At 49.0% G+C, this 20,751-nt stretch carries 15 protein-coding genes; 5 read left to right on the top strand and 10 right to left on the bottom strand.

What is annotated here, in order from left to right; translation table 11 throughout:
• Positions 1-122: 122 nt before the first annotated feature.
• The 4 genes from DW039_RS11930 to radA form a co-directional block, all read right to left on the bottom strand.
• Positions 123-734: a LuxR C-terminal-related transcriptional regulator gene (locus DW039_RS11930; protein ID WP_005828517.1), complete on the bottom strand. Its 612-nt coding sequence runs from the start codon at positions 732-734 to the stop codon at positions 123-125.
• Between the two features lie 89 nt (positions 735-823).
• Entirely contained in the window at positions 824-4,816 is a 3,993-nt protein-coding gene (locus DW039_RS11935; RefSeq protein ID WP_120381980.1) for a two-component regulator propeller domain-containing protein, read from the bottom strand.
• 93 nt (positions 4,817-4,909) lie between these two features.
• Positions 4,910-6,532, bottom strand: a complete 1,623-nt coding sequence (locus DW039_RS11940) for an NAD(P)/FAD-dependent oxidoreductase (RefSeq protein WP_005834972.1) — start codon at positions 6,530-6,532, stop codon at positions 4,910-4,912.
• Positions 6,533-6,537: 5 nt separating this feature from the next.
• A complete protein-coding gene (radA, locus tag DW039_RS11945; protein WP_005834974.1) occupies positions 6,538-7,905 on the bottom strand; it encodes a DNA repair protein RadA in 1,368 nt (455 codons plus the stop codon).
• Between the two features lie 121 nt (positions 7,906-8,026).
• Between radA and DW039_RS11950 the strand changes: the two genes are divergently transcribed.
• Positions 8,027-8,569: a carbonic anhydrase gene (locus tag DW039_RS11950; protein ID WP_005834976.1), complete on the top strand. Its 543-nt coding sequence runs from the start codon at positions 8,027-8,029 to the stop codon at positions 8,567-8,569.
• Between the two features lie 10 nt (positions 8,570-8,579).
• Here the strand turns inward: DW039_RS11950 and DW039_RS11955 are convergent, their stop codons facing one another.
• Positions 8,580-9,617 carry an asparaginase gene (locus tag DW039_RS11955; RefSeq protein WP_120381981.1) on the bottom strand — a complete coding sequence of 346 codons (1,038 nt, stop codon included), beginning with the start codon at positions 9,615-9,617 and terminating at the stop codon, positions 8,580-8,582.
• 448 nt (positions 9,618-10,065) lie between these two features.
• On the opposite strand from DW039_RS11955, the gene thrA reads away from it, so the two are divergent.
• From thrA to thrC, 3 genes are all read left to right on the top strand, one after another.
• Positions 10,066-12,498, top strand: coding sequence for a bifunctional aspartate kinase/homoserine dehydrogenase I (gene thrA, locus DW039_RS11965; protein ID WP_005828504.1), 2,433 nt, complete (start codon positions 10,066-10,068; stop codon positions 12,496-12,498).
• 21 nt (positions 12,499-12,519) lie between these two features.
• Positions 12,520-13,779, top strand: a complete 1,260-nt coding sequence (locus DW039_RS11970; protein WP_057282180.1) for a cofactor-independent phosphoglycerate mutase — start codon at positions 12,520-12,522, stop codon at positions 13,777-13,779.
• Between the two features lie 70 nt (positions 13,780-13,849).
• A complete protein-coding gene (thrC, locus tag DW039_RS11975) occupies positions 13,850-15,151 on the top strand; it encodes a threonine synthase (RefSeq protein ID WP_016274204.1) in 1,302 nt (433 codons plus the stop codon).
• 485 nt (positions 15,152-15,636) lie between these two features.
• Here the strand turns inward: thrC and DW039_RS11980 are convergent, their stop codons facing one another.
• On the bottom strand, positions 15,637-15,960 hold the full coding sequence (locus DW039_RS11980; protein WP_120381982.1) for a type II toxin-antitoxin system RelE/ParE family toxin: 324 nt from the start codon (positions 15,958-15,960) through the stop codon (positions 15,637-15,639).
• On the bottom strand, positions 15,945-16,112 hold the full coding sequence (locus DW039_RS11985; RefSeq protein ID WP_016274202.1) for a hypothetical protein: 168 nt from the start codon (positions 16,110-16,112) through the stop codon (positions 15,945-15,947). Before DW039_RS11985 ends, DW039_RS11980 begins: the two co-directional genes overlap by 16 nt.
• 69 nt (positions 16,113-16,181) lie before the next feature.
• On the opposite strand from DW039_RS11985, the gene DW039_RS11990 reads away from it, so the two are divergent.
• Complete coding sequence (locus tag DW039_RS11990) at positions 16,182-17,090, top strand: DMT family transporter (protein ID WP_117703582.1); 909 nt, start codon at positions 16,182-16,184, stop codon at positions 17,088-17,090.
• Here the strand turns inward: DW039_RS11990 and DW039_RS11995 are convergent.
• From DW039_RS11995 to DW039_RS12005, 3 genes are read right to left on the bottom strand one after another with little or no spacing between them, the layout of a single operon-like run.
• Entirely contained in the window at positions 17,050-17,727 is a 678-nt protein-coding gene (locus DW039_RS11995) for a thiamine diphosphokinase (protein WP_044468549.1), read from the bottom strand. The genes DW039_RS11990 and DW039_RS11995 overlap by 41 nt on opposite strands.
• 7 nt (positions 17,728-17,734) lie before the next feature.
• Positions 17,735-18,382, bottom strand: coding sequence for a nicotinamide riboside transporter PnuC (gene pnuC, locus DW039_RS12000; RefSeq protein WP_035458096.1), 648 nt, complete (start codon positions 18,380-18,382; stop codon positions 17,735-17,737).
• A gap of 47 nt (positions 18,383-18,429) precedes the next feature.
• The gene (locus tag DW039_RS12005) at positions 18,430-20,742 is read right to left on the bottom strand and encodes a TonB-dependent receptor (protein ID WP_117749368.1); all 2,313 of its coding nucleotides are present in this window, start codon (positions 20,740-20,742) and stop codon (positions 18,430-18,432) included.
• Positions 20,743-20,751 lie beyond the last annotated feature (9 nt).

A 20,751-nucleotide genomic window follows, 5' to 3' on the forward strand; every position in this document is an offset into this window, starting at 1 on the left:
TTCCACCATGGTGGAACGATTTTTACCCCACGGAGGAACGATTAGATGTTAGCACATTAGCACACTAATTGGGGCGAAGTTTTTCTGAAAAGACTTCGCTTCTGATGTATCCGGTTGTAGGATTATATTCTGTCCGCTTCCACATATCCGTGCATCACGGCATAGATAGTCAGCCCGGACACGGACTTGATACCCAGCTTCTCGGTGATATTCTTGCGGTGTGAGATGACGGTGGTCAGGCTGATGTTCAGTTTGTCGGCAATCTCCTTGTTGATGAGACCTTTGGTAATCAGCACCAGCACTTCTATTTCGCGGGCGGAAAGGTCGTGCCCGGCGGCTGTATTTATTGCCATATCCGAGTGTCTGGCGGGTGCCGGCTTTCCGTGGTTTTGTCTGTATTGGTTTCCGTATTGGCGCAGCTGCAGAATGTTTTTTGCCAGATTTTGTTCGTCCTGATAGATGTTTAGCGTCGGCATGCCCGACAGTTGGGGGACGGTTTCACCATTGACCAGCACAATGGTTTTGGGCTTGCGCTCCAGAAAGAAAGCGGTATGCTCGAAGTAAATCTGTGAAGAGATGAAATAATGCACATACATGTCAGGCGTATCATCCATCAGTTCGCCAAAGGAACGGAAAGAGCGGATGATGGCTGTCGGGATGATTTCCTCCAGCAAGTTCTGCAGTCCCAGACAGGAGAGGGTGTTGGAGTCGACGATTGCTATTTCAGGAGTCATTCTCGTTTTTTTGTTTCTGCAAAAATACGGATTATTTTTTAGGGTTTGTCTGTGCGGGGCTGCAAAATGAAAAATTCTCCTATGCAGAACTATTCTCCCTCTCCTTTTGGGGAACGGGGAGTGTCTCCTTTCGCATATTGGCTGGGGCTGACATTGAAATATTTCTTAAAGACTTCCCGGAAGTATTTCCCATCGCAGAAACCGGTTCTTTCTGCTACTTCAGTCACGGAATATTTCCCTTCTTTCAACAGCTCGGCAGCATGTTTCAAACGGATATTCCGTACGAAATCTGCCGGTGCCTGGCCGGTCAGCGCTTTCAGTTTACTGTAGAAACTGGTACGGCTCATATTCAGGAGCGAGCACAATACGTCCACTGTGAAATCGGGATTATCCATGTTCTCCTCGATATGTCTCTTTACATTCGACATGAATTTCCAGTCGAGACTGTTGGAGCAAGTGGTAGTTGTGGAGGGCTCTTCTTCTGTATTGATTTCCAAATTCGCATATCTCTTGCGCAGCAATGCGCGGTTGGCAAGCAGATTGGCAATGCTGGCTTTCAGTATGTTTATGCTGAAAGGTTTTACAATATATTCGTCCGCACCGATATGGAGTCCTTCGAGAATGTTCTTTTCATCTCCCAGTGCCGTCAGCAGTACTACCGGGATGTGGGATGTTTCAATATCGTTCTTGATGGCGATGCATAATTCGTCGCCTCGCATTTCCGGCATCATGATGTCGGAAAGAATCAGTTCCGGCCAGAATTGTTTTACAATGGTCAGCGCTTCCTTGCCGTTGTTGCATACTTGTACATTGTAAATCTTGGAGAAGGACTGAAAGAGGTAGTTGCGCAGCTCGTCATTGTCTTCTACAATCAAGATGCGATGCAGTTTGTCATTGTCTTCAGTCCGGAGTTCTCCGGCAAGTTTCAAAGGAACGGTGGGGACATCCGGTTCATAGAAGGTCTTCTTATCCTTAACGGACAGAGTGAAGTTCTTGAACTGTTCTTTCTCTTTGGGAAGGATGATTCTGACAGTACTGCCTTGGCATTCGGTGCTCTCAATGTATATTTTTCCATTGTGCAGGCTTACCAGCTTCCGCACCAGCATCAGACCGATACCGCTTCCCGTTATTTTGGAGTTGATGGCATTTGTTCCACGGAAGTGCATCTTGAACAGTTTTCTTTGTTCTTTGGCGGGAATTCCTATTCCATTATCTTTGACTTCCAGTCTCCAGGAACTTTTCATGTCATAAACAGAAATGAGTATATCGCCATTTTTGGGAGTATACTTCAGAGCATTGGATATGACATTTTCCAGGATAGAGTCCATCTTCTCTTTGTCGAACCATACATTCATGTAGCTGAAATTGCTTTCGTATCTGAAAGTGATATGTTTTATGGTGGCATAGGTCTGGAAATTGTTGTATATCTCCTTGATGTAAGTATTCAGTTCATATTCTGCTATGTACAGATGAGGGGAATATACTTCTGCCCGTTCAAAGTTTATCAGATTGGTAGTCATGCGCAGGAGGGAGTTGACATTTCTCAGTGCCATGTGCATATTGTTGGTCTCGGCTTCGTTCAGTGTCTTGTTTTCAAGCATTTCTTCCAGAGGTGCCTTTATCAGTGTCAATGGCGTGCGGATATCATGCGCGGTATTGACAAAGAAACGGGTTTTCTCATCGGATATCTTTTTCTGTTTTCTCAGTGCCATGACACGGAAACCGACAACGGACATCAGTACTGTCAGCAGGACATAGCAGGCTATGGCCCAAAAACTGAACCAGACGGGGCGCGCAATGCTGATGTCGATGCTTCGCTCTTCAAAATAAAGATAAGGCTCTTCCTTGGATACCGCCCGTATGTAAAGTTTGTAATCGCCCGAGGCAAGGTTGGTGAAGCGGAGATGCCCTTCTTCACCCAGGCGGTTCCAGTCATCGTAAAAGCCTTCCAGCTTCCAGTAGAAAGCGACATTGTCCGGCGCGTCATAATTGATGGATGAAATGCTGAGGGAAAAAGTGTTCTGGTTATATTTCAGCTTTAACCGGTCTGTCTGGTTGATGTTTTCCTTCAAGGGGGAATTCGGACTGCCGGGAAAGACAGTCTGATAGAGTATCTGAAAATCGCTGAGTATCATAGGAGAGTAGATGTACTTGGGCAAACGGGTTCCTTCGGGGAACTCGATGGCTCCGTCTGTGCTGCCAAAGACAAAACCCTTGTTCTTGCGTAGCGTTCCGGAAGAGGCACTGAAGCAGGAGGACATCAGCCCTTGCTCTTTGGTCCAGTTGTGGAATGTCTTCTCCGTAGGGTGGAAACAGCTGATTCCGTTTTCGGTACTCATCAGGATATGCCCGTCCGACTCGGGGAGTATGGTGTAGATGTTGTTTGAAATCAAGGCACAATTGTCCTTGTGATAATGCTTGAACGTATTGTCCTTTGCGTTGTAGACAACCACTCCGGAGCCGTTTGTTCCTATATATAGAGAGAGGTCTTCCGCTTGGTAAAGTGTGTTGATGTAGGTCGTCTCTTCCTGCAAGGCGACATATTGGAATCTACCCGACTCTTTGTCCAGCAGATACAGTCCGGCACTTGTTCCAATCCACATGTGTCCGTCGTCCTTTTCTGTAATGGCGGTGACGGAATTTATTCCGGGATACAGACGGACGGAATTCAGGGACAAATCGAAGCACTTCAGATTATAGAACCCTCCGGACCAGATATATCCTTTGGAGTCTTTTACGATGTCGCGGATATACTTGTCAGGACGAATGTTGTCCGGATTGAGCAGGTAAGGGGAGAAATATTCTACCGAGAGTGTCCTTTTATTTATTTTGTATACTCCCGAAGTATATCCTCCTGCCCAAATAATGCCGGGTGATACCTCGCATAGCGTAATGAAGATGTGATTCTTGTTTTTCAGTTGATGGTCGAAGGAGCTTAGGAATGAATGCCACTGCCCGGTTTTCGATTGATAAAGGCTGATTCCGTTACTTGTTCCGAACCATAGGTCTCCGTCACTGTCTTCAATGACAGAGTGTACCTGGTCGTTGACCAGCGATTGTCTGTTTCCGATAGAATGCTTTATCCAGTTGTAGCTTTTGTACCGGTTGTCTATAATGGTAATTCCTTCCGGGTAGTTGGCTATCCATATCCGCTTTTCTTCATCAATATAAATGTCATTGATGTTATTGCTGTTCATCTCATTGTGGCTTTTGTAGCTGGAGACGATGTACGGTTCCGAGATACACGAGTTCATGTTGATTTTGTGTATACCCATACCTTCTGTCGCTATCAATAGCTCTGTCTGGTTCAGAGGCTTGATTCGGGCAATGTTTACATCGCTCAAATCCGTATTGGAGTGTATAATCCGTTGTTGCCGTATGTCGTAGGCAAAGACGCCTTTTTCAAAAGTACCGATGAAAAGTCTTTGTGATTCTTGGTGGAAATAGAGTGAACTGATTTGGGCCTGGATTTTGTCAAGAGGTTCAAGAGGGACAATCTGCAATGTCTCATTTTCGAGTTTGACATATCGCAATCCCTTGTCGGTACCCATGAAGAAGTGGTTATTGTCCACTTGTTCGATACTTGTAATGCTGCTTTTCAGTTCATTGGACATTTGATGGACCTCTCCGGTTTGTGTGTCGTAGAGAGCGATGCTGTATCTGCTGCACAGCCAAATCCTGTGATTGCAGTCCATATAGCCGTAGCTGATATTGACCGGTGTCTTGGGCAGTTTATATACTCTGTTGAACACATCGTGTTCTTGGTTGTATTGAAAAATACGACCGGCTTTACCTATGACCCATAATTTCCCTTTCTCTTCAAAATACAGCCAACCGAGATGGATGGGGAAACTTGATTCTTTGTTTTCTTCTATTAATTTATAATGCTTGATGTCTTTTCCATTGTACCGGTCTATGCCTTCGTTGGTGAGGAACCACATGTAACCTACCGAATCCTTTTGAATGTCGAAGATTCTGCGGTTGCTCAATCCGTTTTCCACCCCTATGTATTTATATGTTTGCGCCGTAGCTATGAGAGGCAAAAGGAATAGAAAGCATACAATGTTTATGATGAACCTCATAATAAATACAATATAACAACATATATGTGATAATAGTTTACAAATTAAACGAGAAAAAGTGAAAAATCAAAATTTGGATGTAAATATTATAGCTTAATCAAAGAATGCCTTTGCCGCTTCCGCACATCGTTCGCCGTCAATTCCGGCAGAAACAATGCCTCCGGCATATCCGGCGCCTTCTCCGCAAGGGAACAATCCTTTTACGCGTACATGTTGCAGTGTCTCCTTGTCTCTTGTTATGCGTACCGGCGCCGAAGTACGGGTTTCCACTCCAATCATTGTCGCCTCGTTCGTCAAGAAACCACGGCTGTATTTCCCGAATAGCTGGAAACCTTTGCTCAGGCGTTCTGCAATGAAAGAGGGCATCCAGAAGTGGAGAGGTGAGGAAACCAGTCCCGGTGCATACGAAGTTTCCGGCAGGTCGTAACTCAGTTTTTTCTTAGTGAAGTCTGCCATTCTCTGTGCCGGTGCTGTCTGCTTCATATTGCCTTGTTGCCAGCAGAGGCGCTCCAGATACTCTTGAAAATACATCATGCTTAATTGGGAATTGACGGTTGGCAATTGACAATTAGCCGCGCTGTCGTGCTGCATAGAAATTGTAAATTGTAGATTGTCAATAGTAAATTGCTCTATGTCTTCCGGGCGTAGCTCTACCACCATTCCCGAATTGCTCCAACGGGAACCGCGGTTGCTGGGACTCATCCCGTTGACTACAATCTGCTCGGGACCGCTGGCGGCGGGCACAACGAAGCCGCCGGGACACATGCAGAAGCTATATACTCCTCGTCCGTCTACCTGGTTTACAAAGCTATATTCGGCGGCAGGCAGATATTTTCCCCGTCCGTTCCGGTTGTGATATTGTATTTGGTCTATCAAGGTGGCAGGGTGTTCTAGTCGTACGCCTACGGCAATGCCTTTAGCTTCAATCTCTACATTGTTGGCGGCAAGCCAGCGGTATACGTCCCGGGCGGAGTGACCGGTGGCAAGTATCACCGGGCCGAGGAAAGTCTTGCCGGTATTTGTTTCAATGCCTTTGACTTCATCCTTCTCTATGAGCAGGGCGTCCATGCGTGTTTCGAAGTGGACTTCGCCACCACACTGGATGATAGTGTTCCGCATGTTTTCGATGACACGCGGCAGTTTGTCCGTACCTATGTGCGGATGTGCATCTACCAGAATGGAAGTGGAGGCTCCATGTTGGCAGAAGACGTTCAGAATCTTGTCTACATTGCCACGCTTCTTACTGCGTGTGTACAGCTTGCCATCCGAGTAAGCTCCGGCACCTCCCTCTCCGAAGCTGTAATTGGACTCCGGGTTGACGAGTTGCTGGCGGCTGATTTGCGCCAAGTCTTTCTTGCGTTCCCGTACGTCCTTTCCACGCTCCACAATGACGGGGCGCAGACCGAGCTCTATCAGTCGCAGGGCGGCGAAGAGTCCTCCGGGACCGGCGCCTACCACTACTACTTGGGGCTTTCCTTCTACATTATTATATAAGGTATGTTGATATTCGTCCTCTTTCGGCATTTCGTTCAGATATGCCCGTACGTTGAGGTTGATATAGATTGTCCGTTGGCGGGCATCGATACTGCGCTTCAAGATGCGCGTTGCTGTTATCTCCCGTGCATTCAGTCCTTTCTCATGTACTAAGTACTCTTTCAGGCGTTGCTCGTTTGCCGCTACTTCGGGCAATACGCGCAGTTGGTATTCTTGTATCATAATGATTATCCGAATAGGGCACGGAATGCTTCTTCCACCTTCCGTACCGGTATCAATTCCATTTTAATCTTCTTCGTGTTCAGTCCTTGCATATTATACTTGGGAAGTATGAATCGCTTGAATCCAAGTTTCTCTGCTTCTCCGATGCGCTGCTCTATGCGGTTCACTGGGCGGATTTCACCTGACAGACCTATTTCTCCCGCCATGCACACCTCCGGCTCTATGGCCGTGTCCATGTTGCTGGAGAGGATAGAGCTGATGACGGCAAGGTCTATTGCCGGGTCGTTCACTTTCAATCCGCCGGCAATGTTGAGAAAGACGTCTTTCTGTGCCAGCTTGAAGCCTACACGTTTTTCCAATACGGCCAGCAGCATATTCATGCGGCGGATGTCGAACCCTGTGGCAGAGCGTTGTGGGTTACCATATACGGCACTGCTGACCAATGCCTGCGTCTCGATGAGGAACGGTCTGATACCTTCTATCGCGGAGGCGATGGCTATGCCGCTCATACCTTCATGGTCTTGGCTCAGCAGCAGTTCGGATGGGTTGCTCACCTGCCGTAATCCATCTTGCCGCATTTCGTAAATACCCAGTTCGGCAGTGCTTCCGAAGCGGTTCTTGATGCTACGCAGGATGCGGTACATATAGTGCTGGTCGCCCTCAAACTGGAGTACGGTATCCACGATATGTTCCAGTACCTTGGGGCCGGCTATGCTTCCTTCCTTATTAATATGCCCGATGAGGATAACCGCCGTATGCGTTTCCTTGGCAAAGCGCAGGATGGAGGCGGAACATTCCCGTACCTGGGCGATGCTTCCCGGCGACGATTCAAGGGTTTCGGTAGAAATCGTCTGTATGGAGTCGATGATGACGATGTCCGGGCGGATGTTCTTGATATGGACGTAAATCTGTTCCAGGGAAGTTTCGCATACGATGAGGCAATCACTGGAAGCACTTGTCAAGCGGTCGGCACGCAGTTTCAATTGGCGGGTACTTTCTTCGCCGGAGACGTAGAGGATGCGTTTTTCCGGTATGCGGAGTACGGTTTGTAGCACCAGGGTGGATTTCCCGATGCCCGGTTCGCCGCCAATCAAAACAAGAGATCCTTGTACAAGACCACCACCTAGTACCCGGTTCAGTTCGGCATCATGGAGGTCGATGCGCGGTTCGTCATCGGCTACAATTTCATGGAGGGTTATGGGTTTGGCTTTGGCGGTCTCTATGCCCGATACGGGACGCTTGTTCACCACTTCTTTCCGTACCACCTCTTCCACATACGTGTTCCACATTCCGCACGACGGACACTTGCCTACCCATTTGGGAGAGTCTTGTCCGCAGTTGCTGCATACATAAACCGTCTTCTCTTTAGCCATAGTTGTGCATTCTCTTCTAAAATGATTGCCCAAAGGTACAATTTTTCGATGCAGGGCTTGCAGACTCCCATAGAGTTTTTTTATTTTTGTGAGTAGAAAACAATAACATGTTATAAAAGCCATGATAGAAGATATTCTTGCATACAACAAGCGTTTTGTAGCCGAGAAGGGGTATGAGAAATACATCACGAATAAATACCCGGATAAGAAGATTGCCATCCTCTCTTGTATGGATACCCGTTTGACCGCTTTACTGCCGGCAGCCTTGGGCATCAAGAACGGCGATGTGAAGATGATAAAGAATGCGGGTGGAATCATTTCACATCCGTTCGGTAGTGTCATTCGTAGCCTGATGGTGGCCATTTACGAGTTGGGCGTGACGGAAGTGATGGTTATTGCCCACTCCGATTGCGGTGCGTGCCACATGAGCAGCGCCCAGATGATAGAGCATATGAAGGCCCGGGGCATCAAGCAGGAGACGATTGATATGATTCGTTTCTGCGGAGTGGATTTCGAGTCTTGGCTGTATGGATTCGAAGATACGGAGAAATCGGTAAAAGGTACGGTGGAAGCTATTATCAATCATCCGCTGATACCGAATGATATCAATGTCAGCGGTTTCATAATAGATTCTGTGACGGGAGAATTGACCCCGGTGCAGTGATAGTTGTGCTTCACACGGTAATTTCCCCTGCCAGCGGTCGTCCCATCAGTTCGCGTATTTCGGCAGGTGGATAATCGTGCCCCAGAAGGAACATCAGCTTGGTTACGGCAGATTCCGTTGTGCTGTCATATCCGCAGACAACTCCTGCCTGCATCAGTTGGTAACCGGTTTCATAGCGCTCCATTTCAACAGTGCCGGCACTGCATTGGGTGACGTTGACAATGATGATGCCTTGTTCGCAGGCATCATGCAGGCGGCGTAGAAACCATTCCTTTCGGGGAGCGTTGCCGGAACCGTAGGTTTCGAGGACTACGGCCTTCAGTCCTTTAGTGGCAAGTATGGCTGCCACGACATTTTCTTGAATACCTGGAAAAAGCTTCAGTATGGCGATGTTGGTATCAAGCAGATAATGAGGCTCCAGTTCGTGGGGAGTGCCGTGCGTATGAATTTGCACATTATTATATTTAATATGTATACCGGCGGAAGCGAGTACCGGATAATTGAAGGAACGGAAAGCATTGAAGTTCTCCGCGTTCATTTTGGTGGTACGGTTGCCGCGCATCAGGTGGTTTTCGAAGAAGATGCAGACTTCGGGTACGATGGGCTGTCCGTTGGAGTGGCGGTCGGTGGCTATTTCGATGCTGGTCAGCAGGTTTTCCTTGCCGTCTGTGCGGAGCACGCCAATGGGCAGTTGCGAGCCGGTTAGGATGACGGGCTTGTTCAGCCCTTCAAGCATGAAGCTGAGTGCAGAAGCTGTGTAGGCCATGGTGTCTGTGCCATGCAGGATGACGAAGCCTGTATATTGGTTGTAGTTGTTGCTGATGATGCGTACCAGTTTGCGCCAGGCATCGGGGTCCATGTCCGAGGAATCCATGGGTGGGTCGAATTGATAAGTGTCGATACGGAACGCAAATCTCTGAAGTTCGGGAACATGTTTCTGCAACTGCTCGAAGTTGAAGCTTTCCAGGGCGCCGGTTTCTGCATTCTCTATCATTCCGATAGTTCCACCGGTGTATATTAGCAAAACGGAAGTGTTTTCTGGGCTCATGTGCACTTTTCTTTCATGTTTTCCATGCAAATATAATGATATATATTGAGAATGATAGCAAAATGTTAGAAAAGAATAAACGGATATACAGAAAAAAGGTATGGAAAGTGTGAAAGTGTAAGCCGTAAGTTGTGCATATTTCTTGCCTTTTTAGAGGCTTTCTGTATTTTTATCGCAAAAAAGTCGCAAAAAGTGATAGATTGAATGTTTTTATTGTTACTTTTGCAACACTTATCATAAATGATAGAAACAAGAGACTATGAACAAGTACTATCAACATACAGTCACATCCATGTGGACCATGACCCTTAGGGGTTAGGGATAGTATTTTGTGTTTCTACGTGTTACACCATTTTCAAGCAGTTTTTCCATTTAATTAAAGTCAATGCAAGCCGTAGCAGCTTGTTTCCGACACATTGTATCAACCATCTCAACAATATAAAGAGAAATGAAAGTAATGAAATTCGGCGGAACGTCCGTAGGTTCCGTGAACAGTATTTTGAGCGTCAAGAGAATTGTAGAAGCAGTCGATGAACCGGTTATCGTGGTGGTGTCCGCATTGGGTGGCATCACGGACAAGTTGATAAACACCTCTAGAATGGCGGCAGCCGGTGATGCTTCTTACGAGAATGAGTTCCGGGAGATTGTCTACCGTCATGTGGAAATGATTAAGGAAGTGATTCCGGCAGGCGAGGCGCAGGTTGCCTTGCAACGCCAGATTGGTGAGTTGCTCAACGAGCTGAAGGACATCTTTCAGGGCATTTATCTGATAAAGGACCTTTCGCAGAAGACGTCCGATACGATTGTGAGCTATGGCGAACGTCTTTCATCTATCATCGTTGCCCAGTTGACGGGAGCGGAGTGGTTTGACTCACGCAAGTTTATCAAGACGGAAAAGAAGCATTCCAAGCATGTGCTGGATACGGAGCTGACAAATTCGTTGGTGCGCGAGACATTCAGTAGCCTGCCCAAACGCGTATTGGTTCCGGGTTTTATCTCCACAGACAAAATGACGGGAGAGGTAACGAACCTGGGTAGAGGTGGCTCTGACTATACGGCGGCAATCATTGCTGCTGCACTGGATGCCGACAGTCTGGAAATCTGGACGGATGTAGACGGATTCATGACAGCTGACCCGCGTGTGATTTCCAGGGCATACACTATCAATGAATTGAGCTATGTGGAAGCTACGGAGCTTTGTAACTTCGGTGCGAAAGTGGTCTATCCGCCTACAATCTATCCGGTTTGCCACAAGAATATCCCCATTCTGGTGAAGAATACCTTCAATCCGGAGGGTGTGGGAACTGTCATCAAGCGAGAGGTTTCCGACCCGCAAAGCAAGGCCATCAAGGGTATTTCATCCATCAATGATACGAGCCTAATTACAGTGCAAGGCCTTGGTATGGTAGGTGTCATCGGTGTGAACTACCGTATCTTCAAGGCGCTGGCAAAGAATGGCATCAGTGTGTTCCTTGTGTCCCAGGCTTCTTCGGAGAATTCAACGTCTATCGGTGTGCGCAATGCGGATGCTGATCTGGCTTGCGAGGTGCTGAACGAGGAGTTTGCCAAAGAAATAGAGATGGGAGAAATTTCTCCTATTCAGGCAGAAAAGAACCTGGCTACCGTGGCCATCGTAGGCGAGAACATGAAGCATACGCCGGGTATTGCCGGAAAGCTGTTCGGTACGTTGGGGCGTAACGGTATCAATGTGATTGCTTGTGCGCAGGGTGCTTCGGAAACCAACATCTCGTTTGTAGTGGACAGCAAATCATTGCGCAAATCGCTGAATGTCATCCATGATTCTTTCTTCTTGTCGGAATATCAGGTACTGAATCTTTTTATCTGCGGCATAGGAACCGTAGGCGGCAGCTTGATAGAGCAAATTCACAGCCAGCGCCAGAAGCTGATGCAGGAGAACGGCCTGCAGCTGAATGTAGTGGGCATTGCCGATGCAAACAAAGCCATGTTCAGCCGCGAAGGTTTCGATTTGGGACGTTTTCGTGAAGAACTGCAGGAGAAGGGAAAGGACAGCTCTCTGGAAACGCTGCGTAATGAGATTATCGGTATGAACATCTTTAACTCTGTCTTTGTGGACTGTACGGCAAGTGCAGGCGTGGCTTCCCTTTACAAGGACTTGCTGCTGCACAATGTTTCGGTAGTGGCTGCTAACAAGATTGCTGCTTCTTCCGAATACGAGAACTACCGTGAACTGAAACAGATTGCCCGCCAACGCGGTGTGAAGTACTTGTTTGAAACCAATGTAGGCGCCGGACTCCCCATCATCAATACCATTAACGACCTTATCCATAGCGGTGATAAGATATTGAAGATTGAAGCCGTGCTGAGCGGTACGTTGAACTATATCTTCAATAAAATCAGTGCCGACATTCCTTTCAGCAAGACCATTAAGATGGCGCAGGAGGAACGTTACTCCGAGCCCGATCCGCGTATCGACCTCAGCGGAAAGGATGTTATCCGCAAACTGGTGATTCTGGCACGCGAGGCCGGTTACTGTTTGGAACAGAGCGATGTTGAGAAGAACCTCTTTGTGCCCGATGACTTCTTTGAAGGCTCCCTGGATGACTTCTGGAAGAAAGTGCCGAGCCTCGATGCCGATTTCGAAGCCCGCCGCAAGGTGTTGGAAGCCGAGAACAAGCATTGGCGTTTCGTAGCCAAACTGGAAAATGGCAAAGCATCTGTCGGTTTGCAGGAAGTCGGCGCCAACCATCCGTTCTACGGGCTGGAAGGCAGCAATAACATCATCCTGCTGACCACGGCACGCTATAAGGAATATCCGATGATGATACAAGGCTACGGAGCCGGTGCGGGTGTAACGGCTGCGGGGGTATTTGCGGATATTATGAGCATTGCAAACGTTTAATCCAAATCGTAATATAGAAAGATGAAACACATCATTATATTGGGTGATGGTATGGCCGACTGGCCCGTGAAGGCTCTGGGAGGTAAAACCTTGCTGCAGGCGGCTGCAACTCCCTATATGGACAAGCTGGCACGCATGGGACGTGTGGGAAGGCTGGTGACGGTGGCCGAGGGATTTCATCCCGGCAGTGAGGTGGCGAATATGTCCGTTCTGGGCTATAACCTGCCGAAGGTGTACGAAGGCCGCGGTCCATTGGAGGCGGCGAGTATCGGTGTGGACTTGCAGCCGGGTGAGATGGCGATGCGCTGCAACATTATCTGCATCGAGGGAGACAATATCAAGAATCATTCTGCCGGGCACATTACTACAGAGGAAGCGGATGTGTTGGTAAAATACCTTCAGGAGCATTTGGGTGATGACCGCGTGCATTTCCATACGGGCGTGCAATACCGCCATCTGCTGGTAATAAAAGGAGGGGACAAGCGCATTGACTGTACGCCGCCCCACGATGTCCCTTTGAGGCCTTTCCGTCCGTTGATGGTGAAGCCGATGGAGGGTACGGAGAATATTTCGGTCCCCGAAGGCGGTGCAGAGCTTACTCCGAAGCAGACTGCCGATTTGATTAATGATTTGATTTTCCGTTCGCAAGTGTTGCTGGAAAACCATCCGGTCAACATGAAGCGGAAGGCCGAGGGTAAGGACCCTGCCAATAGCATCTGGCCGTGGAGTCCCGGTTATCGTCCGCAGATGGAGCGCCTTTCAGACAAGTTCCCGCAGGTGAAGCGTGGTGCTGTGATTTCTGCCGTGGATTTGATTAACGGCATCGGCTACTATGCCGGATTGCGGCGCATCACCGTAGAAGGTGCGACGGGGCTTTATGATACCAACTATGAGAATAAGGTGGCTGCCGCCCTTGATGCATTGCGGACGGATGATTTTGTCTACCTGCATATCGAGGCCAGTGATGAGGCCGGTCACGAAGGAAATGTCCCCTTGAAGATTATGACGATTGAGAATCTGGACAGCCGTGCCGTAGGTCCTATCTACGAGGCTGTGAAGGATTGGGAGGAACCCGTTGCTATCTCCGTATTGCCCGACCATCCCACTCCCTGCGAACTCCGTACGCATACGGCCGAACCTATCCCGTTCCTCATTTGGCATCCGGGTATCGAGGCTGACGAAGTACGGACATTTGATGAAGTGGCAGCCTGCGAAGGCAGTTACGGACTGATGAAAGAAGACGAGTTTATTAATGAATTTATGAGTTCCACCACAGAGTAACACAGAGTTTCACGGGGTTTTATTTATAGAGAATTCTGTGAGACTCTGTGGTGAATAAAAAAATACCGCAATGAAATATTATAGCACCAACAAACAAGCCCCCGAAGCCACTCTTGAAGAGGCCGTGGTAAAGGGGCTTGCCGCAGACAAGGGGCTTTTCATGCCCTTTACAATCAAAACTCTGCCACAAGAGTTTTACGATAGCATCGATACACTCAGCTTTCAGGAGATAGCCTATCGCGTGGCAGATGCTTTCTTTGGCGAGGATGTTCCTGCCGATACGCTGAAACAGATTGTTTATGACACACTCAGTTTCGATGTCCCTCTGGTCCGGGTGACGGAGAATATTTATTCGCTTGAGCTGTTCCATGGTCCGACGCTTGCCTTTAAGGATGTAGGCGGTCGCTTCATGGCGCGTTTGCTGGGATACTTTATCAAGAAAGAGGGCAAGAAGCAAGTCAATGTGCTTGTTGCTACCTCCGGTGATACGGGCAGTGCCGTTGCCAATGGCTTCCTCGGTGTGGAAGGCATACACGTCTATGTGCTCTACCCGAAGGGAAAAGTCAGTGAAATCCAGGAGAAACAGTTCACTACCTTAGGGCAGAATATCACGGCTATTGAGGTCGATGGTACGTTCGACGATTGCCAGGCTTTGGTTAAATCCGCTTTTATGGACCGCGAGCTCAACGAACATCTGCAACTGACCAGTGCCAATTCCATCAACGTGGCGCGTTTCTTGCCGCAGGCATTCTATTACTTTTATGCCTATGCTCAACTGAAACGTGCCGGCAAGGGAGGCAATGCCGTCGTGTGTGTACCCAGCGGTAACTTCGGCAATATCACTGCCGGCCTCTTCGGCAAGCGTATGGGACTGCCCGTGGAACGCTTTATCGCTTCCAATAACCGCAATGATATCTTCTTCCAATATTTGCAGACGGGTGTTTATACGCCGCGTCCCAGTATTGCCACCATTGCCAACGCGATGGATGTGGGCGACCCGAGCAACTTTGCCCGTGTACTCGACCTTTACGGAGGCAGCCATGCCGCCATCTCTGCCGAAATCAGCGGTGCCACTTATACCGACGAGCAGATTGCCGAAACCATGCGGGAAGTGTGGAAGAAGGACCATTACCTGCTCGACCCGCACGGAGCCTGCGGCTTCCGGGCCCTGGCCGAAGGACTGAAACCCGGCGAAACGGGCGTATTCTTGGAAACGGCCCATCCGGCGAAGTTCAAGGATACAGTGGAGAAGATTATCGGTGAAGCCGTAGAAATACCTGCCAAGCTTCAGGCCTTTATGCGCGGCGAGAAGAAGAGCCTGCCAATGTCGAAGGATTTTGCAGACTTCAAGCAATATCTGATGCATGTATAAAGAATGGGACGTCCGTAAAGAAAAACACCGGATTGCTTGACATTGCCTTTCGGATGTTGTATCTTTGTAACTGCAATCTTAGTTCAGATTCAATTTTAAATTAGCATAAAAGGAGAGGCGTCGCTTCTCCTTTTTTGTTGTGTTCTTCCGTCACTTCATTAGCCAAAGCTTAGGGTTTACTCTCCTAAACCGGTGCTTTACAGATTTAATCCTCCACTTCAGCAAGCGGAATGGCAGGCATTTGCTTGGAAAATCCCGGCGGTTTTGACGAAAAGCTCGGATGTTTTTGACGAAAAGTCCGGATGTTTCGGATGAAAAGCTCCGAGCTTTCGGATGATATGTTCAGCGCTGACAGATGGTGTGTCGAGGATAAACGGATGATATGTTCGGGACGGATACATGGTTTGTTCCGGCTATATGAACGGACGATCATGCGTCTGTTCCGTTAATCTTCCATAAATCTGCTCTTGACAAGATTGGCTGCTTTATTCTGTATCGGGTTCTTCCCGGATGATGTTTATCATGCTGCCCAACTTATGATGGTTGTTCCATAGCACAAGCACTTCAATCTTCCGGAGACTGTGCCGGTAAAGAAGCGTATAGTCGGGATGCGGAATGATGTACCGTATGTTCTCTGCTTCGGTGGGCTGTCCGATAAGCGGATTCAGCGTGACACGGTACAATGCATTTTGGAACAAGGTGTACAGAGTCCCGCCACACCGTTTGTTGCCATCTCTTTCTTGCGAGGAAATCAGCAGGTCCTTCAGAGCTTCTTTGGCGAGGGGCGACCAGATTATTTGTTTAGCCATGCCTTCACCTCCTTACTGATTGTGACGTCCTCTTGTCCTTCTCCCTCATCCAGTTGCCGGCAGGCTTTCTTAAGGTCATGGCGTAGCCGGGTGGAGAATGCGAGGACTTGCTTTGTTTGCTGGGACGATTGCTCTTCTTTAACTTTTGCCATAACGTTATCTCCTTTTCCCTTAAAACATTTCAAAGTAATGAATTGTTTGAGGGGAAAAATACGAAGCTGATGAAAGATAAGAAACTGGAAGCCAATCTCAGTATGGTTGCGTCGCGCGTCATGGCGGGGTTGAATATGAATGGATTGAAATTTCTGCTCCCTTTGTGGCTGGGTGCATTGACGGGTGTCACGGTGCGTTGTGTCTTTGCTGCCGTGGCATTTTGGATAACAAGCTGGTTTGTAAAGGAGGCACCGGCCACAAAGCGGCAACGGATAGGGCTGTTCTGTCTGGGAGCCTTCGGACTCTACGGATTCATGTTCTGCTATCTGCTGGGCATCAGCAAGACGACTCCGGTTTCCAGTGCCATCTTCAACTCTATGCAACCCATTTGGGTCTTTCTGATATCCGTCTTTTTCCTGCACGAAAAGGCTACGCTGATGAAGATTATCGGTATAGCGCTGGGTTTTGGCGGTGCGTTGCTGTGCATCCTTACGCAAGGCAGTGACGACTTGGCGCACGATGCATTTACGGGAAACATGTTCTGCATGGTAAGTTCGCTGGTCTTTGCCGTTTACCTGATTGTGAGCAAGAAATTGCTGGAAGAGGTCGGGGTAGTGACGATGATGAAGTACATCTTTGGCGGTGCGGCAGTAATGGGATTGATAGTGTCGTCCATTATAGGCTGGGATGCACCCTTGCTTACGGATGCCTTGCATGGGGAGTGGCACTGGGTGCCGTGGGCGGTGCTGGCTTTTGTGCTGGTTTTCCCTACTTACCTCAGTTACTTTCTGGTTCCGGTGGGCTTGAAGTATCTCAAGACGACGGTTGTAGCCATGTACAGCTATCTGATATTGGTGGTGACTACCGTTGTTTCCCTCACCTTGGGGCAAGACCGTTTCAGCTGGACGCAAGCCGCTGCCATTGCCATGATTTGTATCAGCGTGTACTTTGTTGAAGTGGCGGAAGCGAAGAAGTAGTGACGAATACCAGGTATTCCCCTTCCGCCTCGATGGTGAATTCCGTACCGGTGCATTCGTTGAGTGTGCCTTGCCACCAGTTGGTGAAGTCGCTGAGGGGATAGACCAGTCCTTTGTCATGCAGACCGTGTGCAGTGAAGTTGATGATGGATACTTGCTGTCCGGGATGGCTTGGGAAGGTGCGGGTACCCCGGCAGGGGATGAAGATGCCGTAATCGGTATAGGTACGTACATCGGCTCCGGCGCGGAGATAGTCGATGAGCAGGCTGATATTTCCCAGGGTATGGTCTTCACGCTTTCCCGTGGCACCGATGATGGCGATGCGGCGTTTACCTTGCGCCAGCAGGAAATTGACGGCTTTGGTCTGGTCGTTGGTTTCCTGGTCGCTGATGCGGTGCAGGATATGTCCGAACTTCCGGCGGTTTTCATCACTGAGGGAGTCACCGTCGCCGATGATTACGTCGGGAGTATGGCCCCGGCGGATGTATTCGTCCGCTCCGCCGTCGCAACAGACCACGTAAGGCGCTTCTGCCAATATCTTTAAAGGTAGGGGACTTGCAGGATATTCCCCATTCGCCAAAACTACGGCATCAATAGTTAATAATTGCTCGTTGCTCGTTGATAGTTCGTTTTTCATATCTTTCTTAATCCCTAATCTCTAATCCTTCATCCTTGTTCATCATTTTCCTCCATTTGAAGTAGCCAAAGATAGCTATAATTGTATAAAGGCCGTATAGTCCGGCCGTAAAATCGAGTCCTTTGTAGATGTACAGCCCGGTGCTCACTACATCCACCGCAATCCATGCCCACCATTGTTCCACATATTTCCGTGCCAGCATCCACATGCCGATGATGCTCATGGCAGTGGTGAAAGAGTCCAGCCAGGGCACATTGCTGTCCGTGAAGTTCACCAATATCCACGCAATGCCCAAAAGGGCAGCAGCGAATATGACAGTCAGCGGCAGCAGATAGCGCACCGGCATCCGCGTAATGGGGAGTTCCTTCTGTCCTTCTGTTCTTCTGTCCTCCACCTGCTGCACCGGGGCTTTCTGCCGTAGAATCTTCCGGCGCAGAAACGTACCGTATTTCCACATCATCCACCCGTAGATAGCAGCCCCCAGATAGTAGATATTTATCCCGAAGTCGGCATACAGCCCCGCATCGTAGTAGACGAAGATGTAAACGGCAGGCATAATGATGCCCGCTATCCAAAGATAAATGCTTGCCCGGTACTCCAACCAGAGGTAGAGCAATCCGACAAGTGTACCGATAATTTCAAGAGCGTGTTCCATAAAAACAGAAAGACTATCCTCCCTCCCCTTCAAGGGAACGAGGGGTTTTAAAAATTAATAGCTATATGTCCCAGTACATTCGTTCCCGCTTGGGCAGCGTAGCCGGCATAGTTGTAACGGACTTTTCCTCCGTTATCGTCGAGATAGTATCCGCTGCCTGCGTATCCGTTGTTTTCGTATTCTTCATTGAACAGATTATAGATGGTGCACCCTATGGTTACCGACTTTACTTTAGGCAACTTGAAGGTATAGGACAGATTCAGGTTGCTTACGAAATAAGCATCCAGCGTGCACTCCTCTTGCTTGGCGTTACTCATGTATTGCTTGCTGATATATTGTGACTGCAACGAGGCCTCGAATCCCTTGAACGTATAGCCCAGGCGGTTGTTCAGTATGAAGTCGGGAGAGAATGCGATGGGGGTATCCCCGTGTTTGATGACCCATGCCTCCGACCCGGCCTCCTCGTTTTCAAAAAGAGTTTCGGTAAAGTTCTGCACACGGTTCTTGCTGAGTGTGGCATTGATGTCCCATTGGAAACCGCAGTCCAGCCGGATGCCTGCCATCAGCTCGATACCCATGCGGTAGCTGTCGGGCACGTTGCTGGCCATGGCTTCGCCTATCTCGTTCAGCTCCCCCGTCAGTACCAGCTGGTCTTTATAGTCCATATAGTAGAAGTTGGCACCCGCATGGAGCCATGAGTTGGCGAAGGTATATCCCAGTTCGTAGTCGAACAAGCGCTCAGCCTTGGGATGTTCGGTGAAGTAGCCGTCGGTGTAGTTGTTGCGCGTAGGCTCTTTATGGGCTACGCTGAACGAACCGTATAGGCGGTGGTTGCGGTCGATTTGCCAGGACAGTCCGGCTTTCGGGTTGAAGAAGTCGAAGTCTTCGTCAATGTCCAATTTTTGCATTCCCGGAGTGGTGGCAGTCCAGTTGTACTTGTCGTTCAGTCCGTTTATCTTGTAGTTGATGTGGCGGTATTGCAGGTCGAGGTAGGCGCTGAGGCCGCTTACCAGTTCATAATTGGTTTTCAGATAAATATTTCCGTCATTCTTTGTGGCGTTGTTGCGGTAGTAGTCGTGGTCGGGATTCAGTTCGCCGATATAGTTCTTTACCCAAAGCACTTTTCCGAAGTGGTCGCCGTCATAGCGGTTCAGTGCACCGCCTAGCGAGGCATGCAGACGGTCGGCTTTGTAGCTTACGGAGAAGATTCCGCCGCCAAACCAGTTGTCCATTGCCTTCTTGCGGATAAGGTCGCTTACTTCTATCTTGCCGCCGTTGTATTCGAAAGGCGACATGCCGTACTCTGCCAACGAGCGTTCGCCTTTATATTCCTGGTAGTACCCGTCGCCTTTGGTGTAGTGCAGGCCGATATTCAGATTCCATTGCGAGGTGAAATTGTGGTTGAACAGCAACTGGTAATTCTTCTGCGTATAGTTGTCGGTCTGGTCGTCATAGAAATGCAGTGCACCTCCTTCGTCCGTGAGGTAATGCTTCTCGCCGTTGTCGTCTTTATAATATTCTTTGCTGTATACATGGCCGTCCCGGTCGGTGGCGTACATGAATCCGCAGGAATTGTAACGCCGTCCGTAACGTTCCATCTCCTCCTTGCTGGCATAGTTCCATGCGTGGTAAGTGCGCTCTTTGCCGGCAAAGGTTATCAGTTTGACGGAGGTATTGTCATTGTAGTATTCTCCTTGCAGATAATAGGAGTTCAGTCCCACAGACGCCCGGTCTATATACCCGTCCGTACTGATGTTGGAGAGCCGCGCATCGAACGACCAATGATTGTTGATGAGTCCCGTTCCCACTTTCACCGTCTCCTTGTGCGTATGGAAGGAGCCGTAGGAACCGTTGAATTCTGCATAGGGTTTCATGGAGAAATCACCCGTCTGCATGTTGATGCTGGCACCGAAAGCTCCTGCACCGTTCGTTGAGGTACCTGCTCCGCGCTGTACCTGCATATCCTTGACGGAGGAGGCGAAGTCCGGCAGGTTGACCCAGAATACCGTGTGACTCTCCGCGTCGTTGATGGGAATACCGTTGGCGGTGACGTTGATGCGTGTGCCGTCTGTTCCACGGACTCTCAGCGTGGTGTAACCCACCCCGGCACCGGCATCGCTGGTAGTAATGGCGGAGGGTGTCATACTCAACAGATATGGCAGGTCTTGTCCGAAATTCTGTTTTTTCAGTTGTTCTTTGCCTATATTGGTGAATGCCACCGGTGTGCTGCTTGTGGCACGTGTGGAGATGACTTCCACTTCCTGCAGGTTTATCACCCGCAGACTGTCTTGCTCTTGTGTCTGCGCACAGACACTCAGTGCTGCCGTCAGGAGGCAGGCCGCCATTGCATGTCTCTTCATTTGCAATTG

The sequence above is a fragment of the Bacteroides sp. AF39-16AC genome, assembly GCF_003602735.1.
Taxonomy (GTDB): Bacteria; Bacteroidota; Bacteroidia; order Bacteroidales; family Bacteroidaceae; genus Bacteroides; species Bacteroides uniformis.

Coding starts and splice junctions, on each gene's coding strand:
- DW039_RS11930 (WP_005828517.1), bottom strand. CDS start 734: ATGACTCCTGAAATAGCAATCGTCGACTCCAACACCCTCTCCTGTCTG.
- DW039_RS11940 (WP_005834972.1), bottom strand. CDS start 6,532: ATGATACAAGAATACCAACTGCGCGTATTGCCCGAAGTAGCGGCAAAC.
- DW039_RS11990 (WP_117703582.1), top strand. CDS start 16,182: ATGAAAGATAAGAAACTGGAAGCCAATCTCAGTATGGTTGCGTCGCGC.
- DW039_RS11935 (WP_120381980.1), bottom strand. CDS start 4,816: ATGAGGTTCATCATAAACATTGTATGCTTTCTATTCCTTTTGCCTCTC.
- thrA (WP_005828504.1), top strand. CDS start 10,066: ATGAAAGTAATGAAATTCGGCGGAACGTCCGTAGGTTCCGTGAACAGT.
- DW039_RS11980 (WP_120381982.1), bottom strand. CDS start 15,960: ATGGCTAAACAAATAATCTGGTCGCCCCTCGCCAAAGAAGCTCTGAAG.
- thrC (WP_016274204.1), top strand. CDS start 13,850: ATGAAATATTATAGCACCAACAAACAAGCCCCCGAAGCCACTCTTGAA.
- DW039_RS11995 (WP_044468549.1), bottom strand. CDS start 17,727: ATGAAAAACGAACTATCAACGAGCAACGAGCAATTATTAACTATTGAT.
- DW039_RS11970 (WP_057282180.1), top strand. CDS start 12,520: ATGAAACACATCATTATATTGGGTGATGGTATGGCCGACTGGCCCGTG.
- DW039_RS11955 (WP_120381981.1), bottom strand. CDS start 9,617: ATGAGCCCAGAAAACACTTCCGTTTTGCTAATATACACCGGTGGAACT.
- DW039_RS12005 (WP_117749368.1), bottom strand. CDS start 20,742: ATGAAGAGACATGCAATGGCGGCCTGCCTCCTGACGGCAGCACTGAGT.
- DW039_RS11950 (WP_005834976.1), top strand. CDS start 8,027: ATGATAGAAGATATTCTTGCATACAACAAGCGTTTTGTAGCCGAGAAG.
- DW039_RS11985 (WP_016274202.1), bottom strand. CDS start 16,112: ATGGCAAAAGTTAAAGAAGAGCAATCGTCCCAGCAAACAAAGCAAGTC.
- radA (WP_005834974.1), bottom strand. CDS start 7,905: ATGGCTAAAGAGAAGACGGTTTATGTATGCAGCAACTGCGGACAAGAC.
- pnuC (WP_035458096.1), bottom strand. CDS start 18,382: ATGGAACACGCTCTTGAAATTATCGGTACACTTGTCGGATTGCTCTAC.